Source organism: Legionella bononiensis (assembly GCF_016786215.1).
Lineage (GTDB): Bacteria > Pseudomonadota > Gammaproteobacteria > Legionellales > Legionellaceae > Legionella > Legionella bononiensis.
The window spans coordinates 53168-75802 of record NZ_JADOBG010000012.1 but is presented as its reverse complement, the minus strand read 5'-3'; the positions used below and the strand labels follow the sequence as shown (position 1 = coordinate 75802).

The window sequence follows — 22635 nt, the reverse complement described above, 5'->3', positions numbered from 1 at the left end:
ATTATTCACAATCAGTTTTTAATGAATCCAACACGACGCGAGAGATGCGATCAGCTGATTTTCCATCACATGGCCCAAAGATTGGTCTTAGATGTGTTATAAATTCATTCAATTTTTCTTTGGTCATAACTTCTGAACAAAGGAATGGAGTTAAAATGCTGCTTAGTTTTGTTGGTGAATTAATTTTAATAGCTAATTTGTCATAAATTGACATATGTTTTGCTTCGAAATAACTTTTTGATTCGGGATAATTAATTAAAAAACATAAATTTTCGCACAAAGTTGCTTCACCAACTATCGAAGAAAAAGTACTGATGCACAGGTCACTAAGTAATAAAAGATATGAATTGGGAATAATTACATTTTGTGGCGCAAAATGGATTTTGTCAGGTCGTTTAGAAGCTTGTTCTAATAGATAGGTAATGTTATCACCAGACCAGGGTTTAATAATAATATTAAAATCATATAAGTCGGCAAGTTTCAGAAGTTCCGATAATGTAGATTCAAAATCAGATTTATTTACTAAACAAGTATTTAAAACATTATATTGGACAGTAAAAAGTACATATCGCTTATTTGGATTTAGGCCTAATGCTGTTGCAGCTTTTTGACGATTTTTAAGTTTATCAGTTTTAGCAAAATAATGTTTATCTAGGCGTGCATAACCTGCTGTTTCGACTTGATCTACTGGATATCCGTAATTCTTAACAAATTGGTCTTTATGAAACTCTCCCCAGACAAGAAATTTATCAGGAATCGGGAATTTCAGAGACTCTTTATTAGAGTTGGTCCAATAGCCTGTTTCATGATGGTTTAAAGCATGAGAGTAGGGGCCTAATGCTTGTTGAACGCCAATTATTTTTACGTTATTAATTTTTGCGGCAGCCATTAATGGTCTGAATACACCTTCCCAATTATAGGTAAATAGTATTTTTGTTTGTAATTTAGAAATAAGTTGATCGTATTCATTAAATTGTCGTATTTTAATTGTTAAGATTTCTAACATTAATGAAATGGGCATTTCATTTTCAAGCAGCGGAGATATATAGGAATAGAGTTCTTCAATAACATTTATAAACTGCTTGGGAATAATATATGGGCTTGATTTTGGCATTCTATATATTTTAAATTTCCATAGAGGTTTTCTCGCACAACTATTTGATCTATCAACTATCATTGTTTCGCGTGAAGCACTTTGATGGATTTTCTCAATGATTCCTTCCGCATAGGTTAACGCATCATCTAATTGTCTAGTACTAAAATTATAATGTGTTCTTATATTTTCATTCTCGAAAAATATAAGTATGTCTTTTGGTTTCAAAAATAGATAAGAAAATATTCTAATCATATTACAAATGAATACTTTTAGTTTATAACTTATATAATTAAATATAAGCTGAGACAGATTTTTAGGTTTAATGAAAATAATTTCTTTAATCCACACTCGTAATGATTTCTTTTGAATATTAGCAAACTCTCCTTTTAACTCATTTAGAGAAGTGGGTAATATATTTGGCTGGAGAGTATCTCTATGTTCATATATGAAATATTCATCATTTATTCTTAATTTCTTAAGTAACATCTGGGATCGTAATTTGAGAAAGACTGGCTCGTGTAGAGCAATCTCCAGAAACCACCAAGCACTAATCCCATTATAATTTAATGATTCAAAAAGAGGACGCCCCGTTGTCTTAAATACTTTATTGGATAATTCGGCTATATACTTTCTTGCCTGTTCACGTATATCAAAATCAATTAATCCATCATCTAGTTGATTGTTAATTTCATTAGGCGTGTAGGTAATTCCATTCTTATCAGTTAATAGGCCTGTTTTATAATCAAAATACAAAATTTCCTTGTTCTTTATATATTCATGAGGCGATGTTCTACCTTGCTTAGTGGTATGACCTGCTTCCCTTTTACTAGTTAGCACGTTGTCCTCCAATAGGCATACCGTTTGTTTGTGCCATTTGTTGTATCATATTTATATTATTGGGTCCTAAATCAGTTTGATCTTCTGTTGGTTGCATATGCAGTTCATTTAAATATAGAGATATTGCCTTTGCTGGATCCCCATAATAAACTTGCTTACCTTTTGAAAGAAGCAATGCTTTATTACATTTTTGTACTACAAATTGTGTGCTGTGTGTGACAACTACTACCACTTTAGCTCTTTGTATTAGCTGATCCATCCGTTTGGCTGCTTTTTGCTGAAATTTAATGTCTCCAGCACTTAAAAGCTCATCCAGCATTAAGATATCTGGTGAAACACTCGTTGCAATAGAAAAGACTAAGCGTCCTTTCATTCCATCAGAATAATATTTAAAGGGTCTGTCAATTGCCTCACCCAGTTCGGAAAAATCAACTATTTCTTCATAGAGATCATCAATTTGTTTCTTGTTAAGCCCCATGAAGCATCCTGATAAATAGATGTTTTCACGACCAGTTAATTCATTTCTTGCGCCTAAACCGGCGCTTAATAATAGGTGTCGTGCATACAAATTTACATTTCCTTGGTTGATTGGAATCATGCCAGAAATGGTTTTTAATAAGGTGCTCTTTCCTGCGCCATTAGCGCCAACTATACCTATGATATCACCTGGGTATACGTTAATATTGATATTATCTAATACTCTAAATTTATTGTTTTTATGAAGTCTCGCTAGTCTGCCAAGGGAAAAACGAGTATTTGGTGTTCTATAAAACTCAACCATTAAATTTTTAACTTCTAGAATTGGTCCTGGAAATTTAACAATATTTTTTTTATACCAAGCCTCTATGCTTGTCTTGGAAACGCGGGATAAGAGCTTTTCAAATATCCATTCTCTATATCCTTGTTCGTTATTTAATTCATTACTTAACAGCTGAAGGAGTTGTTCTTCTGCAATAGTAATATCGAAACCATCAGTAGTTTCAAGTAGTTCATGAATTTTATGAAGTACCGAGTTTTTCATGTATTCATCTATTCTATTAATAAAAATAGCCTGATCATTTGAAAATAAATTCTCTATCTCCATATCAGAGGTGCAGATTTCCATTCCACAAATGGCAGCAGATAGATCAGCACCCAATACTCCAATGAGTTTAAGACTCACCATGCTTGGTTTAAACCCGATAGGTATCGATTTACAAAGATATAAAATCCCGTTCAAATAGACTTTAAGAAAATCCTTGCTTAATACAATGGTATATAGTTTATCAGTCTTTGTGTTACATAATAACGTTGTACCCGATGCGGTATGAGTGAAACCAGTATTACCAAATCGTATTGCTTCGCAATGTGTATTACCTTTGAGTTCGAGATATAAATTGTCTTCCAGATTACTTTTAAGATTACCCCAGAAATGGATAATAAGAGAGTTATGGTCAGGTATTTCTTCAAAACTAATTTTTGCTAATTGATCACTGATTGTAACCAATTCGATTGATGATTGATTATTGCGAATAATTCCATCGCCAGATTTAACGAATGTACTTTGGATCTTATCAATATCATTTTTGTCAGCCAGGAATGTTGTAAAAATACGATCTGTATTTGTTTTAGTACTTAATTGGGTTAAGAAATTATTCCATTCTCCCAAGTGTTTATTTTTATGAAGAAAAAGATTATTCAGCTGTTGTATGACTTCTGATGAAAGGCCATGTTGGTCTATTTCAGCCAATCTAAACTCTGCAAATAAATTTGGATATTGATTATTATCTATATAGTTTAAAATCTTACCTAGATTATTGAGACTATTAATTTTATTCATAAAAACTTAATCCAAATTATAAATACATAAAAAAGCGGTATTTTGCTGCGTTAAAAAGCTTAAAGGCAAAAAATGTTAAAAATATTGAAGTTACCAAGATATAAAGTAATGGAATAAGTTCGGGTGCTTTGCCATCAATTAAAATATCACGATAAGCAGGTAAAATATGTGCGAAAGGATTTAAATTGTATATCCACAGATATTGGGCAGGAATTCGTGAAACGGGGTAAATACCCGGTGACATATACCACCAGATAGAGGTTAAGGCGTACAATACACCTGCCAAATCCTTAATGAACGTACCAATAACTGCAAAAATTAGTGTAAAAAACATGGTCATAACTAATTGGACAAGTAATACAAATGGAAGATACAGATATGCAGTGGTCGGAAAAATTCCATAACATGCTAAAAAGATTAATAAGACCATAAATGACATAAACCATAAAAAGATTTCTGTACTTATATAACTTAAAATTATTATATAAATAGGAAAATTGGTTTGCTTTATGACTGACGCATAGGAGAGCAAGACATAGGGCGAAGAGTCAATGGTTTTAGAAAACCATCGCCAAAATATCACTGAGGTTAGAATAAATAAAAACATGTGTTTTTGGCCGGTATAAGTAAAAATTACTGTACTTATAAAAAAATAGAGGCCAGCCATAATAATAGGCTCTACTAAAAGCCAAAATTGTCCGAGGGCTTTATCAAAAATTCTTGCTTTTACCTCTGAACCAACAATGTATTTAATTCTATAAAAATCATTGAACGCCCGTTCCAGGATTTCACCTAGAGACTTTTTGGATTCATACACTCCCTTGGGAGTTACTTTTAAAAAATACTCGCTCACTATATTTTCCTAATTACCAAGCTGTTAAACCACCATCAATTATTAAATTTTGACCATTGACATAAGTTGAGGCATCGGATGCTAAGAATAAAAGAGCTCCAAGCATTTCATTTGTATTAGCCATCCGGTTGAGGGGCACCCGCTTACTGTATTTTTCAATAAAAATATCATTCTGTCCTGAGAATACGCCACCTGGAGTTAATGTATTCGTTCGTATACCTTTAGCACCCCAATATGTAGCTAGATACTTTGTCATTGCAATAACTGCGCCTTTGCTTGTTGAGTAAATTAGTGGGGTGTTAATCGCACCACCAAGATCTTCATAATATGATCCTTCATAAATGGATTGATCAGGTCCAACAACACCATAAATAGAGCTCACATTAATAATACTTCCAGTACCTTGTTTGACCATTTGTTTGCCAATATATTTCGCTGTAAGAAATATTGCAGTTACATTAACGTTTAATATGAAATTCCACTCGTCCAAACTAAACTCGTCAATGGGTTTAAAAAAATTTTTAGATTTTGTAGCAGCATTATTAATTAAAACATCAATTTTTTTATTCTCAATAATAATTTTCTCAGCCCAGGATTTGATGGACTCTTCAGAACTTAAATCTACTGCATAAGGTTTAGCTAAACCTATACCATTGTCATTTAACTTCTTGGATAAAGCATCACACTTTTCTTGAGAAAGATCCGCTATAACAACGGTTGCGCCTGCATTAACCAGACATTCACAATAAGTTGAACCTAATATTCCTGTGCCACCAGTAACGACCACAACTTTATCTTTCATATCAAACATAGATAAAGGCTCTTTAGCGAATTTAACTAAATTAGTCATAATCAACTCCTGCCAGTCGATGTTCAAATGTAGGAAGTATTTTTTTTGCTTGTACCTGGTCTGATTTTGAAATGGTGTATGTTATTGCTGTATTAATTTCACTGAAGGCTGAAACCAGCATACCTCCGGGACCTGCTATCATCGAATGCCCTGCAAACAATTCATCGGTGTCATTTGGCCCAATGCGATTTGATAGAACCAGGAATGCTTGAGATTCAATTGCCCTGGCTTGACCCAAGGTTGTCATAATGTGTTCTCTTGCAGCTGGCCACTCAGCGCTTACTAAAAACACATCAACTCCTTCAATTGCCAATCTTCTATACATTTCTGGAAATCTAAGGTCATAACAAATAGTAGGTGCTATTTTAAATCCATTCACTTCAAAAATTTGCGTTGTCTTACCTGCAGTTAAATACACATGTTCATTCATTAAAGTAAAGAGATGAGATTTATCATAGTGTCCTACTAGATTTCCTTCAGGGTTTATAAGCAGGAACCTATTTCGCAGTTGGCTATTCTCATCAAAATAAATTACTGAGCCACCAATCCATGCTTGATGTATTTTTGCCTTATTTTTCATAAATTCGATTGTTTTAGGCGTATCCTCTTTCGCCATACTTAGCCATTCAGAATGACAATAACCTGAACTCCATAACTCAGGTAGCAGGTAAAAATCAGCTCCTAAATTATTGTTAAAAATGCTATTGGCAGTATGGCGGTTTTTCTCCCCATCTGCTTCTTTTATTGACATTTGTATGCAGCAAAATTTCATATTCACTCTTAATTAATGATGAGGATTAATGATTAATTGTATTTTCTGAAAACCGGTTTTACAGGAGTACCTGTCAATAATCCTTCTGTTGAGTTTTCTGATATTGCTTGAGACATTTTTTTCATTGCAATCCTTGATCCTTGCAGATATTGATCAAGATGCGAGGAATCATGAGCTGCTGATATAGCAAAGTAAGGCGCTAAAATTCCCTGTTGAATCGTTTCCTGCAAAAACAATGATCGAAGAGATAAATCAATCTGACCCTCTTTGTTCTTAAAAACCTGGTAGGGGCTACATTGGATACCATCCATATATACGTGATTTTCAAGACCAAATTCTTTTGAAAGGGCATTAAATTGAGAAATTAATACTTCCCCTAAAGCCCATATATGTTTGCTTATGTTGCCATTTTCCATTATTTCGATTGATTTTAGTGCTGCAGCAATTGAATGTGTTTCTCCACCATTAGTTGTTGAAAGTAAAAATACACGTGGCTTACTGTGTTCTAATCCACCTAATTCCATAATATGACGTTTACCGACTAATGCAGATAAAGAGAACCCATTAGCAATAGATTTACCAAATGTAGCTAAATCAGGAGTTACATTATATAAATGTTGGGCTCCTTTAGGATGAAATCTAAATCCAGATATTATCTCATCAAAAATGAGTACAATTCCTTTTTCTTCAGTAAGTTGTCTTATTTTTTGTAAAAAACCTGGTTTTGGTTGGTGCGTCGTTGCAATTTCCATAATGACGCATGCAATATCATCTGGATATTGGTTTAAAACGCTTTCAAAACTATCGATATCATTATAACGAAAGTTTTTTGTTAATGCTTTAGTTGAATCTGGTATGCCTGCATCGCAAGCTGTATCACCTATAAACCAATCATCAACGCTAAAGAAGGGGTGATCCATGCATCGAACAACGATGTTTTTACCCGTATAGGCTCGGGCTAATTTCACCGCAGCAGTAGTTACATCTGAACCGTTTTTTGCCAGTTTCACCATTTCTGCGCATGGAATTAAATTGATTAATTTCTCGGCCAATTGATTTTCAATTGGGCTAGGAAGTATAAAGTTAGTACCGTTTTCAAGTTCTTCTTTTACAGCATTTAGTACTTCTGAATGAGCATGTCCTAATATAACGGATCTTAGTCCCATACCCCAATCTGTAAATTGATTGCCATCAATATCCCAAACCTGGCAGCCTTTCCCTTTTACTATAAATTTTGGTGACAATTGTGGAAACTGATCACTGCCCTTGCTATATGTGTGTGCCCCAGCGGGTATGTTTCTTTTGGCTATGGTGGCCAATTCCATTGATTTGTTAAAATTCATAATAATGAGGTCCTAGATAGATTGATTTTTGCCTGTCATTGAACTAATTTCAGCTTTCTTTAGTATTTGTAACATTTCATAATCATCCTGAAGTGTATAGTAGGGCTGAGATTTGTGTTCTACACAAGTTAAAAAGTCTTTAATTTCAGATATATAAGGTTCCTCTGGGTTAATATATTCTTTTTCTATTGACCCTAGTGATAATTTAGTGGTTTCCCACTGATTTGTTTCTTTAGTAAAATGGCGTATGATTTTTTGTCCATCATCCCACTCAATTGTACCATTGGAGCCTGTAATTCTAATTGCTCTGACCGGCGTTCTGCTGACTACATCTACTATAAGTTGTCCCAAAATACCTGATTTGTGTTTGAATTGTAAAAGATACATGTCATCGATATCTGCGTTAATATCTGATAATTTCGATTTCAGACCAGAAACTTCAGACAAATGTCCAAAAAGATCTACAAGCCAGACTAATTCGAAAGGTACTATTTCTCTGCAACCACCTGTTATTCTATTGGATACATAATAGTCCTGAATGCTTTCCCATGGATGCCAATCGGGGAGATATTGTCCGCTTTGATACTGCCATGCGTATACTTTCCCAATCGCGTTGTTGCTTATTAGATCTTTTATTAATTTGGGGCCTTGAAAATATTTCATGGTACATGATGGATATATGATCACATCGTTTTTTTCAGACAATTGATGTAAGGTTTCCATCCCTTCATCTACTACGCTTGCTTCAATAAACATTGGCACAGATGCTTCGACTGCCTTTAATGCATATTCCATATGTGCATCAGGCGGGGTAGAGATAATTACAGCTTTAAAATCGTTTAATCTAAGGGAATTAAAATCAGATGTTGTACTGACTTGGTATTTATTTTCAACTTCAGCTCTTCGTTCAGTTTTAATGTCATACCCTAAAATATTTGAGTTAGGTATTCCATTTGCCATTAAGCAACGAATTCGTCTTTTCCCCATTGATCCTAGACCAATTACTAAATAATTCATTTATACCTCTTCTAGAGTTTTAAACTTAACTGGTGCGGCATTTGCAATGTGCTGTTCATATTTTTTTTGAGCTACTTCATTAATCTTAACAAGCTCTGGTTTGATATTTATGAGGAGATCCATTAATTCGTAGCTTGTAAAATCAATAGAATTAAAATGGTTAAAAACTGCTTTTAAGAAGTTATAATCCTCTTCATAATCAAGTGTTAAGCGAATTTCTGGATGATTAAATATTTTATCCTGCATGGTTAACGATTTCGTTTTGAAATGGCCAGAACCGATAAAATACCCTCCCCAAACCTCGGTATCATTTTCATCCTTTAAGGAAATGACCTTTTCAAGCGCTTGGCGGGTTAGCCCTGTAGAGGCAGCTCCCAATGGTAAATTTTCTAAATAAATGCAATCGGCTGAATCTCGTCGGAGTTCTTGTGCAATCAGATCAATCCCTTCAGGAAAACAAAGCAAATCATCACCATCAACAATTACTACTGCATCCAAACCATAATGCTTGGCTGTCTGAAAATAACGAGCCAATTTATCCTCTTCACTACCACGAAAGGCTTTAACTCCATTGGCTTCTGCTAATTGAACTAAAACCTCGTCTCCAGGATGCGTAGATGTTGATACAATAACCTGATCAATGTTTTTGGTAAGTGCAAGACGTTTCAGTAAACATTCTGTTACTGTATACCCGTTAATATTTTGTAGAACTTTTTTAGGGAATCTGGTTGCTTTCTCACGAACCGATAATAAACAACCAATTTTCATATAAGATCTTCCCATTCAATAGCTTCATTTTCTTTAATATCTTTTTTTATTGTTCTACCTACAATCAACTCATGCATGTCAGGAGTTAATCCTATATCAGAACGTTTGAAGGTCAGATCTGTGCTTTCCAATCGTTTACCCTCTGTAATTGATTTTGCAGCAACAACTCGTTTTCGGGTAATGTTTCTATAGCGCGTGCTGGCTTCAGATAATTTTTGCCAGCTACTGATTCCTAGTGCAATTTCTGTGGCTCTTACAAAATCCACGAACGTTTTGAAATCATCTGGATTCAATGCGGACTCAAAGTCCTCGCCTTTTTCGCTTCTATCCCAGGTGATGTGTTTTTCCAAATAAGTAGCGCCATAAGGGATTGCAAGAAGCGGGATATTTAAAGCTAAAGGACTAGAACCATCTATATGATCTGCTAAACCAACAGGCAAGCCAAAAATATCTTGTAATGATTTGAGTTGTTTAATATTCGTATCTTCAAGTTTTGTAGGATAGTTCTGAAATCCATGAAGTAAAATTAGTTCTGCTTTACTGATGTTTTTAAACCATGTGATAGCTTGTTCAATTTCACCTAACAATGCACCGCCGATTCTAAAAAATGTGGTTGTATTTGTTTCGGCTAATTGTTCAATAAATTCTCGTTCAATAAAACTTGCTGCTGATACAACAAAATATTTTGGTTTTATTTGTGTATGAACAAATTTAAGACTGGCTAAATCATTAGGCATAACGCATAGATCTATTCCGGTTTTCTTAGCTTCTTGACTAAAATCAATCCAGTCTTCATTAGAAAGGTTAATATCTGAAAGATAGTTATAAATTTGTAAATGTTCTTTACCTTCAGATACTTTCCCTTTGCCACTACCGTAATGTGGTACCATATACGCTTCCAGAGCAGTAACATGAATACCTATTGCATCTGCTCCTGCTTCTTTAGCTGCCTTCATGATTTTTATGGCTTTTTCTAATTGACCATCGTGAGCCCAAGCCATTTCCGCGATAATTTTAATATGTTCCATAGTTTTTAGTCCAAAGAAGAATTGATGCTATAGTAACAATTTGTTACTTATAAAAGAAGAGGGTTTTTGAAATTTCATCTTGAGCATTAACCGTATATAACTTCAAAAAATATACATAGTTATCTATCTCTCATAATTCTCCAGAGCACTGTAGGTATTCACTTTTCAGACGTAATATCAAGCTGATTATTTAATCATGGCAATATGTAGTCTGCAATGAAATCAGTCAAGATTGATTTCATTTTTTATTGTTACTTTCTTCTGAATCTACCGGTATCTTGGAAATCCCGTTTATCAGGTTAGCTGGTACAGCAAATTGTAAATTCTTTGGCGGAGGTAGATTTAAATTATTCATCAATTGAATATACTCATCCTTAGATTGAACCTGAAGTCTGGGATTATATTGTTTTTCTCTGCCAATAGTACTGGACTTGTTGTTATTATAATCATGTCCAGGGAAAACTATTGTACTGTCTGGTAATTTTAATATTTTATTAAATAAACTATCATATTGGTCGCCTGCGTTTCCAAATTGAAAATCAGTTCGTCCAGTAGCATTAATGAGCAAAGTATCTCCCGTAAATACTTTATCATCTATCAGAAAACAATATGAATCTGGTGTATGTCCAGGAGTATGCATGGTTTTAATCGTGAGCGAGCCGAATTTTAGAAGTTCATTATCGCTAAATTTATATTTTATAAATTGGGCTTGTGTTTCAACTCCCATCATTGATTTACATCCAGTCAGGTCTGATAGATCCCCCGACGCTGTTATATGATCTGCATGTAAATGTGTATCAATTGACGCTACCAGTTCCAAGCCTAGTTTGTTGATTAGATTGGTATATGTATTAATTTGAGTTCTTACAGGGTCTATAATAATCGCATGTTTGCAAAAATCAGAACCTATTAAATAGGTATAAGTACACGAATCTTGGTCAAATAATTGATGAAATATCATTGAACCTCCGAATATGTAAAATATTGACTAAAAGGACATATGATTAATTTCATATCTTGATTCTCGTCTTCATGAATAGTTACAAAAAATAACTTTAATTAGTTTCATTATTTGAATATTTTATAATGACTTTTATATTTGATATAATTTTCTTACAGAGTACAACGAAACTCAATAATACTAAACGTAAAATTATTCCAGTTCGGACCATAACGCAAGTAAACATTGATTCATTTTTTTTAAAAAATTTATTATAGTATCTCCACATCCCTTTAGCCTTATAAACAAGTATTTTTAATGGTATTTGTTTAGTACTAAAACTTTTTATGTGTGCGACTTTAGTTGATGGAGTAAAAATGATGTCCCACTTGGATTGGATAAACCTATAAAACCAATCGTAGTCCTCACAATAAAGAAAATAATTGTCATCTAGAAGGCCTACAACGGTTAATGCTTCTTTTCTAACAAACATACATGAGCCTGAAATCAGTTCCACCTGAATAGGGTGTTTAGGTATTTCCTCATTTGATAATAAGTACCCCTTATATTTGGGATTATTCGGAAATACTTTGTAAAGCCTTAACATTTGATTTAAAACACGGGCTGGAGTTGGAGTAAGACCTCTGCATCCTACTTGTTCTGTGCCATTCATATTGGTGACTAAACACCCCACTATTCCAGCATTAGGATATTCATTCATTGTATCAAGTAAATGCTGAATCGTATCTTTCTCTATAAAACAATCTGGATTCAGATAAAGAATAAATGGAGTTTTAATATCTGCAAATACAGCGTTATTCGCAGCTGAAAATCCAGAATTTTTTTTATTTTTATGGATAAGTAAATTGGTACATTTCGAAAAACGTTGTTCTACCATATCCAAACTACAATCAGTAGATGCATTATCTGATATGATTATTTGAGGTAGGATTGTTCCAGCTAAAATCTGTTCTATGCAACGAACAAGCATTTCACCTGCATTATAGTTTACTATTACAACTGTAACCAATCTTTCTACCATGGCAGACCTTTTTTTAATATTTTTAATAATTCAATAGAGCTAATTATTCTGTTTTTTTGTATTGATTTTCTTTGTTTCCAAATTCTTGGCAGATCTTTTAAGGCATCTAGTTTAGATTTTAAAATAGTTGCGGTTTGGCCTCTTTTCATAAAGAGAAAAAGAGTCAATATATTTAACATTATATGTAGAGGCAGGGTTATGAGAATTAATATGAATGGCATATTTTTAAAATACGTCCATACTAAATTCCTGTGGCCATGATAAGTATAGAAATCACTATGTCTTTTTGTGGTGGCTGATCCAGTATGTTCAACTATTGCTTTAGGGGCATAGCAACCTTTGTAGCCTGATAACCATAGTCGGAAGGCTAAATCTATGTCTTCATAATAACAGAAATAGTGATCATCAAAACCTTGAACAGCATTGAATGCATCTCGTCTATATAATGCTGCGGCAGCACAAGGTGAAAAGAGTTCTTTAATTTCTTTAGGTGCATTACTTAATGGTTTTCTATGATTCATTCGCCAAGCTTTACCACTAATATGATATATGTCCCCAGTTCCATCCAATAGATGAGGTTCTTGTTCGCATATTAATTGAGAGCCCCAAAAACTGTATTGAGGGTTTTGTTCGATGGCTCTAACCATTTCTAATAGCCAATCTTCATGAGGATAGGCATCAGGATTGACTAAGGCAATCCAGTTGACTTTGCTATTAAGCGATTCTATTGCTTTATTATTTCCCGTTGCGAAACCTAAATTATTAGGTGATTTAATTATCTTTAAGGGCAATGTTGAATGTTCAATATCATCAGGAAGTTGCTCAATACTGGCGTTGTCAAAAATAATTACTTGATAGGGTTTATAGGTCTGTTTTTCTAATGCCTTAATGGTCTTACGAAGATAAACTGACGAGTTGTAATTAATAATAATTACACCAATGGTGATCTCAGTGCCTTGTAAATGCATCGCTTTGAGTCCAATTAGTGCTATTTGTAAGTATGATAATTTTGAATCCTTAATTCAATGTACTAAAAACGTTAAGCATTTAGTATTAGGTAAACCAAAAGATTTGTTGTGTTAAACTAATTTTGTATGAGGAATTTTGGAGCTATTTTATATGAGGCTGAACTTTAAATCCATTAAAGAAGGGTAATATATTCTATTACAGTTAAATGTCAGGGGACCAAATAACGACAAGTTTCCTTTTGCACCCCAAAGCGAGCTCTAATTTATTTTTTTTATTAAAACCTTCTGGAAATTCATCATAATTAAAGTAAAATCAACTAAAATTTTTTTATTATTCTTTGATTTATAAGATTATAATAGGAGAATTTTTATATTTTAAACTTTATAAGTTTGTGCTGAATTGATCTACAAATGTCGAGTTTTTTTTCGAACACTTAATACTCCGTTAATAATCAGAGTGTAGAATATGATCCGAGTAAGAAAAGTTGTTTAATTTTTAGTCAGCATGTGGCTGCCAAGAACACCATGGAAGCGTTCTATGGAGAAGTAGGTGGCTGCCTCATTAGGGAGATTTAGTCATGTTAATTTTGACTCGGCGTATAGGTGAAACATTAATCATCGGTGATGATGTAAATATTACTGTGTTAGGTGTAAAAGGTAACCAGGTTCGTTTAGGTATTAATGCACCAAAAGATGTTTCAGTTCATCGTGAAGAAATTTATTTACGTATACAACAAGAAAAAGAATCTGATGATTCTGAACAAGCAGTATAAATCGATTTCCTCGCAGTTCATCCAGTTCCGAGCAGTTAAAATGGCTCGGGACGAACCTTCAGTATTCTTCTAAGTCCCTTTTTTAGTTTAATTACCAGCATAATATCCTGTTTAATTGATTCAATTAATCATCAGCATTTACGTTCCCTCCATGTAAAGTAACTTCTTAATAACCATGCGAAACGTCATCCCGAATGCAATGCTTGAAGCTAGCCTTAGGCTTTTGAATCTGTTGCTGTGCCTGCATTAGAAGAGCTTTTACTGCGTTCAGAATGACGAAAATCACGGATTGTTTGAGATGTAACCCTGTAATGATGTATCCCCGGATGAGAGGAGATGCAGGATCCCTTGATCATCTTTTAAGATTAATTGCCCGGTTTGATCTATCCCACAAGCAATGCCCGAGAAAGAGGCCAGGGATTGAGTTACCGTAATGTGCTTCCCCACGAGATAATCGTATTGATTCCATTCATCCATAAAACTGTTGAGATCACAGTCTAAAAACTTATTTATATTATTCTGAAGATGAAATAACAGGCTGGCAATAATGGCATTGCGGTCAAATTGCTGATTGGATAGTTCATATAAAGAACCCCAGGGTTTATCCGGAAGAGGGTGCTTTAGGGTATCGGTATTCACATTCAGTCCAATACCAATAATGACCTGGGCATTTCCATTCGATTCAGCAATAATTTCAATTAAAATCCCGCATAATTTTTTATTGCCCCAGAGTATATCATTGGGCCACTTGATTTTAATTTCTTCAGTTGGAATAAATTCTTTTAACGAGTTGAGTACTGCTAAACTGGTTACCAGACTCAATCCGGAAAGACGGCTGAGATCACAACTCAAGTTCCAACGGCTGGAACAATAAATATTCTCTCCAAATGGTGAGTGCCATGCTCTACCAAACCGACCTCTCCCCTGTGTTTGTAGTTCAGCACAGCAAATATCCAGAATTGAACCAGTTGGAATTTCTTTCAAAAAGCGATTAGTGGAATCAATTGAGGTAAACAAATGCAATTTGAATGGGGGTGTAAATTTTTTGTTTTTAAGTTGAGCGGAAATTTCCGCCTCGTCTAATAGTTTGAGTGGAGTTGCTAGTTGATACCCTTGTTGTGATATCCGGCTAATTGGGATTCCCAAATCGATAAGCTGATTGATGTGTTTCCAGATAGCCGAGCGAGTAATGCCCAGAGCATTACCTAATTCATTGCCACTATGACAGAAGCCATCACCTAGCAACTGGATCAAGGTGCGCTGTGATTGATTAAACTGGATCATATCGTTAAAATTTTAAACTGACGTTTTGATGAAGCTGGATCAAACCATGTCGGATTTCCCTGATGGTCGGATGATGGCATAGAGCGCCACTGCAGGCTACTTCAGGCATAAATGTACGCAAATGCCAGGTCATGTTATGCAGCGGATCGTCCACCAGTTGTTTTGTTGGCATGGTTGTCGGCACATGAAATTCTTTGGTTGGGTAAGAAAGTCCAAGGCCGCTGGCTTTTATAAACGCTTCTTTTTGTGCCCAGACATGAAAAAATAATGCGGGTTTCATTGGTGATGGAGCTTTTTTAAATTCCATATATTCCTGATCAGAAAATAAATTTTTAGCAATTCCTTCATAAGGACGTGCTGAATATTTTTCAATATCTACTCCCATAGGATACCCTTTACCTACGGCGAGCAGGGCTAGATCCCCCGTATGACTGATATTGAACTGAAGTTTTTGGGAGTTAATAACGGTTGGTTTGCCATGTGGTCCATAATCAAATTCGAGCCGCTCTGGAGCTGTATTGAGATAACGGGAAAGAATGATTCTTAAAGTAGCTCGGGCGGTGGAAAAACGTCTTTTGTGTCGACTAAAGTAAAAACGGTCGGCTCTAGCTCGCTCATCCGCATTTAATAATTGATCGGCGATATGGAGTTCATGCTCTAAAGAGAACTGCCAGAGGTCGATACGTGACTCATTTAAAATGCAATTTTGCGTATTTAATGGGGTAAATCCTGTAATTATCATATGAAGTGTTTTGAATCTAGCGTCAATTAACGGTTAAGAGTATCATATACCATGATATTTAATTCAACAAAGAGTAATCAATGAGCCGACAATTTTTGGATTTTGAGCAACCAATTGAAGAGTTGAATCAAAAAATTGAAGCACTCCGCATGGTTGGTAGTGATAATGAAGTTAATTTGAGTGAAGAAATTGCCCGTCTTGAAGCGAAATGCTCTGAGTTAACGGCTAATGTTTTTTCCAATCTGGAGCCTTGGCAAGTTGCACAAATGGCGCGACATCCACTGAGACCTCAGACTACAGATTATATTGAACATATATTTACGGATTTTCAGGAACTGCACGGTGATCGCAGTTATTCTTCTGCTCCCGCTATCATTGGCGGTGTAGCTCGATTGAATGATGAACCTGTAATGGTGTTAGGTCATCAAAAAGGGAAGCGAACCAAAGAAAAAGTATATCGAAATTTTGGTATGGCACGACCTGAGGAATATCGAAAAGCATTGCGTCTGATGAAGATGGCTGAAAAATTTAAAATGCCAATCTTTACATTTATTGATACAGCTGGAGCGTATCCGGGAATTGGCGCTGAGGAACGTAATCAATCTGAGGCAATCGCGCGTAATCTGTTTGCCATGTCCCGTCTGAAAACTCCCATTATCTGTACAGTAACTGGTGAAGCCGGATCCGGTGGCGCTTTGGCTATCGGAGTGGGAGATAAAGTATTAATGCTTCAATTTGGTATTTATTCTGTAATTTCTCCTGAGGGTTGCGCATCCATTTTATGGAAAGACGCTGCCAAGGCGAGCGAGGCCGCTCGTGCTATGGGGATTACTGCAGACCGAATTTATGAAAATAAATTGGTTGATATGGTGATACCAGAACCATTAGGTGGCGCGCACCGCAATGTTGATGATATGACTAAAAGATTAAAAAAGGTACTCATCAATGAACTCCAGGCTTTGAAGAGCATTCCTTTGGATAAATTAATCGAATTGCGATATCAAAAGTTTATGGCTATGGGGGCATGTGACTAAGCCGTTATTCAATTCCAGGTGGGTTTTCCATCTGGAGCAGTTTAAGAAATTAATTGTAGGGTTTAGTGGTGGGCTGGACTCTACAGTTTTACTGCATGCGCTTTATTCTCAATCATCATTACGCAATAAATTACTGGCAGTACACATTAATCATGGCATTAGTCCCAATGCTTTATTCTGGCAAAGCCATTGTGAGGCCTTTTGTACTCATGCCGGTATTCCATTTATATCTAAAACAGTAGAATTTGATCGCTCTGCCAATATAGAAGAAGGAGCGAGAAATGCACGCTATGAAGTTTTTAACTCCTTGTTAAAGGATAGGGATTGTTTGCTTTTAGGTCATCATATGGATGATCAGGCCGAGACTGTTCTATTACAGTTGTTTCGAGGTGCTGGGGTAGATGGGCTGGCGGCTATGATGGAGTCTGGTAGTTTCGGTTCCGGGGCATTGTCCAGACCATTATTAACCTGTTCTCGCAAACAACTCGAGCAGTATGCGGCTCATTATGAATTAACTTGGATAGAAGATGAAAGCAATCAGGATGAACATTATTCCCGTAATTTTATAAGACAACAAATAATGCCTTCATTAGCTGCCAAATGGCCTGGAGTAGTGGGCAATATAGCCAGAGCAGCCAGTCATTGCCAACAGGCACGTTTGAATCTGGATGAACTTGCTGTAATGGATTGCTCGCAGTTATTATCACCATCAACCCGGTTGTGTATTGAATCTTTAAAATCGCTAAGTGTTGAGCGTCTTTCCAATGTATTACGCGTTTGGTTAAAAAAAAATCAAGTGCAATTGCCCGCTGCTGCGACTTTTGAGCGTTTGATCCATGAAGCTGTGTTTGCAAGTGAAGATGCTATGCCCTTAATTAGTTGGGATGCCGTACAGATTCGTCGTTATAAAGACTCACTTTATATTGTGCCTTCTAAAGAAATGCATCTGACTGAATGTATTGAGTGGACTGATTTTCCGCAACCTTTAAGGTGTGGTGATACAGGTTCCTGTCTGTTAGCACAAAAAGCTCAGGAAGGTATAAGAATTTCCAATGATGCAAAAATCCATATTCAATTCAGGCAGGGTGGAGAGCTGTTTTTTTGGCATGGTCAAACGAAACAATTGAAAAAGCTATTCCAGGATTGGGGGATTCCTCCCTGGTTGAGACAGAACATTCCTCTTGTTTATATCAATGGACAGCTTGCCGCTGTGATTGGCTATGCGATAAGTGATTTATTTTTTACGAACAATTCATCAGAAGCCTGGTCGATATCGATGAATTAGTAATTTTTAACGCCTGGCACTAGTGCTGTTTTTATTGAATTTGACTGGTTGAGATCCTGAGCCGCGCGTGAGCAAGCAGAATCTTGTTTAAATTTATGCTCCCAGATGTTCATTATTCGGTTAAGCCAGTAAAACTAAATGGAGGCGTTACCCAGTACCGTGTCTCATTGAAATATTAGCAGGTCCTATAAATCAATACTAAAAATGTTGATCTTGCGCAAGGTTTAAATTCTAAAATTTCTATTGTCTAATATTTATGTTTGATATCTATTGCCTGAAAACATATCTTAGAGAACTTTTAAGCAAGGAGTAAGTGGTTTTTTTTAAGTTTTAGTAATAGGTCTGCTGATTTGTATATTTTCTACAGCGAAACCTTTTATCTATTTTGTATTTTAATCGGATAGGGATGTAATCCTGTTTGATAATATCTGTTGCGCTGCTCCATGTTTCATTACACGTATTTTGATAATACTAATGGAACAAATTGATTCGGACTTTTTCGTAACAGCCCCTAATGTGCAACACCATAAACGATTGATAAAGACTGGTTCTGCACACTAGGGGGCTATCATGAATTGCTTTAATTATAGATGTAACAGCATACCTTGTTCCGGTTTAATTAATTCAACGCCAATTTCATTATCCTGCGACAATTCGTTCATAATCTGATTTACTGTATCTTCTTTGGAACCTGTAAAGTCACCCAATCTGGGTTTGATGTGAGTAACAACAACGGGTAATCCTCTAAGTGAGTTTCTTAAGTCTAGAGGATCAACTATAGATGCTAGGTGTCGCAATTCAGACATAAATAAGCTTGGTTTTAAATGACCAAATAATTTGTCATCTGGTTGAGCGTTTATAAATGAACACTCCAGCATGATGGCATGAAGCTGTTTTTTTCTAATGAGTGGTGCAATTTCTTTCCAAATATTCTCCATGTTTGATGATTTTTCAATGCTATCCGGGCCAGTATCACCAAAATATAAAATATATTCAGTTTTATAGCGTATTAAAAATGCGCTTGATGGCATTCCACTATGACTCAAAGGGAACGTTTTTACGTGCAGATCGGTATTTGGAATAGCCATCCACTGCAGTAATGGCATCGATTGATAATGTTGCAAATTTAAGTGCGGAATTTCTCCCCGATCTCCAAAATTGCCCCAAACAGACCAATTAAAAATATGGTTTTGCAATGCCTGCATTGTTTCTTCGCGTGCCATAATCGTCTGCTGTTCTCGCAATTCCGGTTGCGCCATAACAAGACCCATAACATGATCGAGATGTGCGTGAGAAATGAGGTACGCTGGAATATGTTTTTGCAGCAAATCTTTAATATTTTTATTGTGTACTGATTGTTTCTCCACTGCTGCTTCAAGCCCATTCACCAAAGTACCCCCATCAAGAGCCGTATAATTCTCACTCTCGATATTCTTTAGTAAATACGCTGATAAATTTCCATCTTTCAGACCACCATAGACGCCAAGAGGGACGACTTCGAAGACGGGTGCACAATTTGCTGCATTGGACATCACAAAAATACAAATGGCTATAAAAAACTGACGCATGCTAAGATCCTTTAATTGATGTGAGTAAGTTTGTGAAATACTACACGATTCAGGCCTACTTCAATCACCGTATTTATACGGTAAAAAAATCGGCAGAAAAAGATATTAAAGTGATTTTATAATCGTAGCCTGATTTAATCGCGCAGGGATGTGATGGTGATATCCACTTAACATTGCTTTTACCAGTATTTCAGCCTTATTCTTGCAATCCATTTTATTTTTAATGTGTTCTATGTAAGACTCTACTGTACGTTTTGATAGAGAAAGCAAAGTGCCTATTTCTTTTGCGGATTTACCTCGTATTAATAAAAAAACACATTCATACTCACGGTTTGTTAATTCATATTTATTTTCATGGTCAATCAGTGTGTAATGGTGACCGCTTAACTGCAGTGTTTCATCGTACTGTCTTAACATTTGAAAAACTTCATCCTTAGAACAAGGACGACAATAATAAATCAACCCTGTCACGTTATTTTTGGGGTCTGTTAATGGATTTTTTTCTAACAGGTATACTTCACCAGTTTTTGAATCCATATGCACAGTAGATACTTTTTTGCCATTTAATACAGACAAATCTTGCTGATGGAACAGTTCATTTTCTTCAATTGACCAGGGTGACAGTTCCTCATCTGTTTTACCGTTAAAATCTTCTAAATCACTAAAACCTTTAAGCTCCAGCAACGCTTTGTTTGCGCCTAGATAATGACGATTTAAATCTTTCCAACCAATATAGCCGGGGAGATGATCAAGTAATGATAGTTCAGGAATCAACATCAGGTCATATCCTTAATTGAGTAGATGGATTATTAAAGGGTTGTGTCGAAATTTTAAAGGTAACTTGTCAGACTCAGACGCCTATATAATCAGTTGGAGTCTAATCAATGATCAGCTTTCAAGGCAAGTAGTTTAGGGTCATATCATAAGGTCGAAAAAAGGAAGTACTTTCATAGTTTTGAATTCGAGTGCTGGCAAGCTTATAGAATAACGTATCGTTCAAAGACAACCTGTGTAACGAAGTACTGATAAAGCAGACTAAATATTCTTTGGTGCGGATGGTAGGTAATGGGTCGAATTGATTGAATTATGCTCTTTGTGTATAATGGAATGCATTTATACTTTAAGACAGGAAATTTCAAATTGGAATCCAAATTCGACTCATCAATATTAACTGATATCTCAAATTCACAACAGGACCATTCTGAGCAAACAAATGGACAATTTGAAAAAAAAAGAAAGAGAAATCCACAGTTTTCACCGGTTAAAAAGTATAAAACAGAATTTGACGCTCGGTGTTCTGAGATACTGAACGCGACTGAATTACAAGACTCACGAATTCGAGTCCCCGAATTTCTAAGCACTAAATTGACTTCTGAACGTTTGATTGAAACAGCAAATAGTGAATTGGTCAAAGGCAGAGTTTCTGCTGTCATTGAAATGGTAAAAAAACTGGGTGTCACTATGGTGAGTATTGATCAAAATATATCTCAGACTAATTATAAAATTTTAGCTTCTGGTGATCACTATTTTGTCATTTATCCTGCTGTAGTTCATAAAAAAGAAAATATGGTAATGAGGCTTGGGCAAGATTTGGATTCCGGTGCCTGGCATATTATCAAATCCTACGAAATTAGTGATAAAAAATATGTCTCCGACATTGATGCTGAAATAGAACTGTTAAAAACAGTGAATCAGTTTACTGTTTCTATTGATGAGAATAGCCAGACTGTACATGTAATCAAACCTTATGTTTATGGTAAAGATCTAACACAATGGCTCCATCTTGATTTGAATAAAAAAATAGAGATCTTTGTCTATGTCACTGCGGCACTCAATGAATTACATAAAAAAGGAATACTTCATTGTGATATTAAATTATCCAACATCATTTATGATGACTTAACGAATACCGTAACTCTGATTGATTTCGATGTGGCGCTACGAATGAATGAAAAGCAAACCGCGATAACAGATACCTTTCGTGGAACGTTCGGTCAGGTAGCTGTAGAGATATTTGGTAGCGACGGTACATATACCTATACAGATAAGACTGAAGTATATGCTTTGGGTAGAACAATGGAAGATTGGTTTGACTTAAATCAAGATGTTAGCCATTCGAATTTGAGTCTTAATTTCTTTAAACCTCATTTGTCCTCGCAACAATCAGAATTAAATTCATTGATAGGGCAAACAATTCAAAAAGACGCAATGAAGCGCCCTGATTTAAATCAAATTCGTGATACGTTAATGCTCATTATGGATGAGGTTAATACCAAGACTGATGCTTTGGACGTGACTTTGTAGAGAGAAATATGAAAATCACTGGATCGGAGGAAACCTTCATTCTTTTGAATGAATACTAATAATAAGCGTTTATCAAAGTAAATAGTCCACTCAGTAAAGGCATTGTCCTCGACGAGACTCATGCACTCATATCCTTTAACGTTCTTCTATGCCATCCGATCCCCAGTCACACTGTGAAACTCTCGTTACTCTCAGCAGCTCTCGGCTCTGTCCTCAATCCTCGTCACCCTCCGCAACTCCCGATTCTAAATAGAAATTCGTGGTTAAGATAAAGAATGGACCCTCCGCCTTCGCGGAGGGTGACGAGTTACG

At 35.6% G+C, this 22635-nt stretch carries 20 protein-coding genes; 4 read left to right on the top strand and 16 right to left on the bottom strand.

Annotated elements, in window-relative coordinates; genetic code table 11:
* Position 1 precedes the first annotated feature (1 nt).
* From IZU94_RS08675 to IZU94_RS08620, 12 genes are all read right to left on the bottom strand, one after another.
* The gene (locus IZU94_RS08675) at positions 2-1933 is read right to left on the bottom strand and encodes a CDP-glycerol glycerophosphotransferase family protein (protein WP_203109889.1); all 1932 of its coding nucleotides are present in this window, start codon (positions 1931-1933) and stop codon (positions 2-4) included.
* Positions 1923-3752, bottom strand: coding sequence for an ABC transporter ATP-binding protein (locus IZU94_RS08670; RefSeq protein WP_203109888.1), 1830 nt, complete (start codon positions 3750-3752; stop codon positions 1923-1925). Before IZU94_RS08670 ends, IZU94_RS08675 begins: the two co-directional genes overlap by 11 nt.
* Positions 3753-3768: 16 nt before the next feature.
* The gene (locus IZU94_RS08665; RefSeq protein WP_203109887.1) at positions 3769-4605 is read right to left on the bottom strand and encodes an ABC transporter permease; all 837 of its coding nucleotides are present in this window, start codon (positions 4603-4605) and stop codon (positions 3769-3771) included.
* 13 nt (positions 4606-4618) lie between these two features.
* Positions 4619-5455: an SDR family oxidoreductase gene (locus IZU94_RS08660; RefSeq protein WP_203109886.1), complete on the bottom strand. Its 837-nt coding sequence runs from the start codon at positions 5453-5455 to the stop codon at positions 4619-4621.
* Complete coding sequence (locus IZU94_RS08655; protein WP_203109885.1) at positions 5448-6206, bottom strand: nitrilase-related carbon-nitrogen hydrolase; 759 nt, start codon at positions 6204-6206, stop codon at positions 5448-5450. The genes IZU94_RS08660 and IZU94_RS08655 overlap by 8 nt, the downstream gene beginning before the upstream one ends.
* Before the next feature lie 53 nt (positions 6207-6259).
* Complete coding sequence (locus tag IZU94_RS08650; protein WP_203109884.1) at positions 6260-7570, bottom strand: glutamate-1-semialdehyde 2,1-aminomutase; 1311 nt, start codon at positions 7568-7570, stop codon at positions 6260-6262.
* Positions 7571-7582: 12 nt separating this feature from the next.
* Entirely contained in the window at positions 7583-8587 is a 1005-nt protein-coding gene (locus IZU94_RS08645; protein WP_203109882.1) for a Gfo/Idh/MocA family protein, read from the bottom strand.
* Positions 8588-9355, bottom strand: coding sequence for a cytidylyltransferase domain-containing protein (locus IZU94_RS08640; RefSeq protein ID WP_203109880.1), 768 nt, complete (start codon positions 9353-9355; stop codon positions 8588-8590).
* A complete protein-coding gene (locus IZU94_RS08635; protein ID WP_203109878.1) occupies positions 9352-10383 on the bottom strand; it encodes an N-acetylneuraminate synthase family protein in 1032 nt (343 codons plus the stop codon). Before IZU94_RS08635 ends, IZU94_RS08640 begins: the two co-directional genes overlap by 4 nt.
* A gap of 238 nt (positions 10384-10621) precedes the next feature.
* Positions 10622-11344: an MBL fold metallo-hydrolase gene (locus tag IZU94_RS08630; protein WP_203109876.1), complete on the bottom strand. Its 723-nt coding sequence runs from the start codon at positions 11342-11344 to the stop codon at positions 10622-10624.
* 94 nt (positions 11345-11438) lie between these two features.
* On the bottom strand, positions 11439-12365 hold the full coding sequence (locus tag IZU94_RS08625; protein WP_203109874.1) for a glycosyltransferase family 2 protein: 927 nt from the start codon (positions 12363-12365) through the stop codon (positions 11439-11441).
* A complete protein-coding gene (locus IZU94_RS08620; RefSeq protein WP_203109872.1) occupies positions 12359-13333 on the bottom strand; it encodes a glycosyltransferase family 2 protein in 975 nt (324 codons plus the stop codon). The genes IZU94_RS08625 and IZU94_RS08620 overlap by 7 nt, the downstream gene beginning before the upstream one ends.
* Before the next feature lie 578 nt (positions 13334-13911).
* On the opposite strand from IZU94_RS08620, the gene csrA reads away from it, so the two are divergent.
* Positions 13912-14106: a carbon storage regulator CsrA gene (gene csrA / locus IZU94_RS08615; protein WP_011213314.1), complete on the top strand. Its 195-nt coding sequence runs from the start codon at positions 13912-13914 to the stop codon at positions 14104-14106.
* A 282-nt stretch (positions 14107-14388) separates the two neighbouring features.
* On the opposite strand, the gene IZU94_RS08610 is transcribed toward csrA, so the two are convergent.
* A complete protein-coding gene (locus IZU94_RS08610) occupies positions 14389-15390 on the bottom strand; it encodes a biotin--[acetyl-CoA-carboxylase] ligase (RefSeq protein WP_203109870.1) in 1002 nt (333 codons plus the stop codon).
* A gap of 4 nt (positions 15391-15394) precedes the next feature.
* A complete protein-coding gene (locus IZU94_RS08605; RefSeq protein WP_203109868.1) occupies positions 15395-16132 on the bottom strand; it encodes a 4'-phosphopantetheinyl transferase family protein in 738 nt (245 codons plus the stop codon).
* An 80-nt stretch (positions 16133-16212) separates the two neighbouring features.
* Between IZU94_RS08605 and IZU94_RS08600 the strand changes: the two genes are divergently transcribed.
* Positions 16213-17166 (top strand): acetyl-CoA carboxylase carboxyltransferase subunit alpha, encoded by a 954-nt coding sequence (locus tag IZU94_RS08600; protein ID WP_203109867.1) that lies wholly within the window; start codon positions 16213-16215, stop codon positions 17164-17166.
* Positions 17159-18451 carry a tRNA lysidine(34) synthetase TilS gene (tilS, locus tag IZU94_RS08595; protein WP_203109866.1) on the top strand — a complete coding sequence of 431 codons (1293 nt, stop codon included), beginning with the start codon at positions 17159-17161 and terminating at the stop codon, positions 18449-18451. Before IZU94_RS08600 ends, tilS begins: the two co-directional genes overlap by 8 nt.
* Before the next feature lie 584 nt (positions 18452-19035).
* Here tilS and IZU94_RS08590 read toward each other — a convergent pair.
* Positions 19036-20019 (bottom strand): MBL fold metallo-hydrolase, encoded by a 984-nt coding sequence (locus tag IZU94_RS08590; protein ID WP_203109863.1) that lies wholly within the window; start codon positions 20017-20019, stop codon positions 19036-19038.
* A 105-nt stretch (positions 20020-20124) separates the two neighbouring features.
* Positions 20125-20796 (bottom strand): helix-turn-helix transcriptional regulator, encoded by a 672-nt coding sequence (locus tag IZU94_RS08585; protein WP_203109861.1) that lies wholly within the window; start codon positions 20794-20796, stop codon positions 20125-20127.
* A 363-nt stretch (positions 20797-21159) separates the two neighbouring features.
* Here IZU94_RS08585 and IZU94_RS08580 point away from each other — a divergent pair, with 363 nt between their 5' ends.
* Positions 21160-22323: a protein kinase domain-containing protein gene (locus IZU94_RS08580; RefSeq protein WP_203109859.1), complete on the top strand. Its 1164-nt coding sequence runs from the start codon at positions 21160-21162 to the stop codon at positions 22321-22323.
* Positions 22324-22635: the final 312 nt, after the last annotated feature.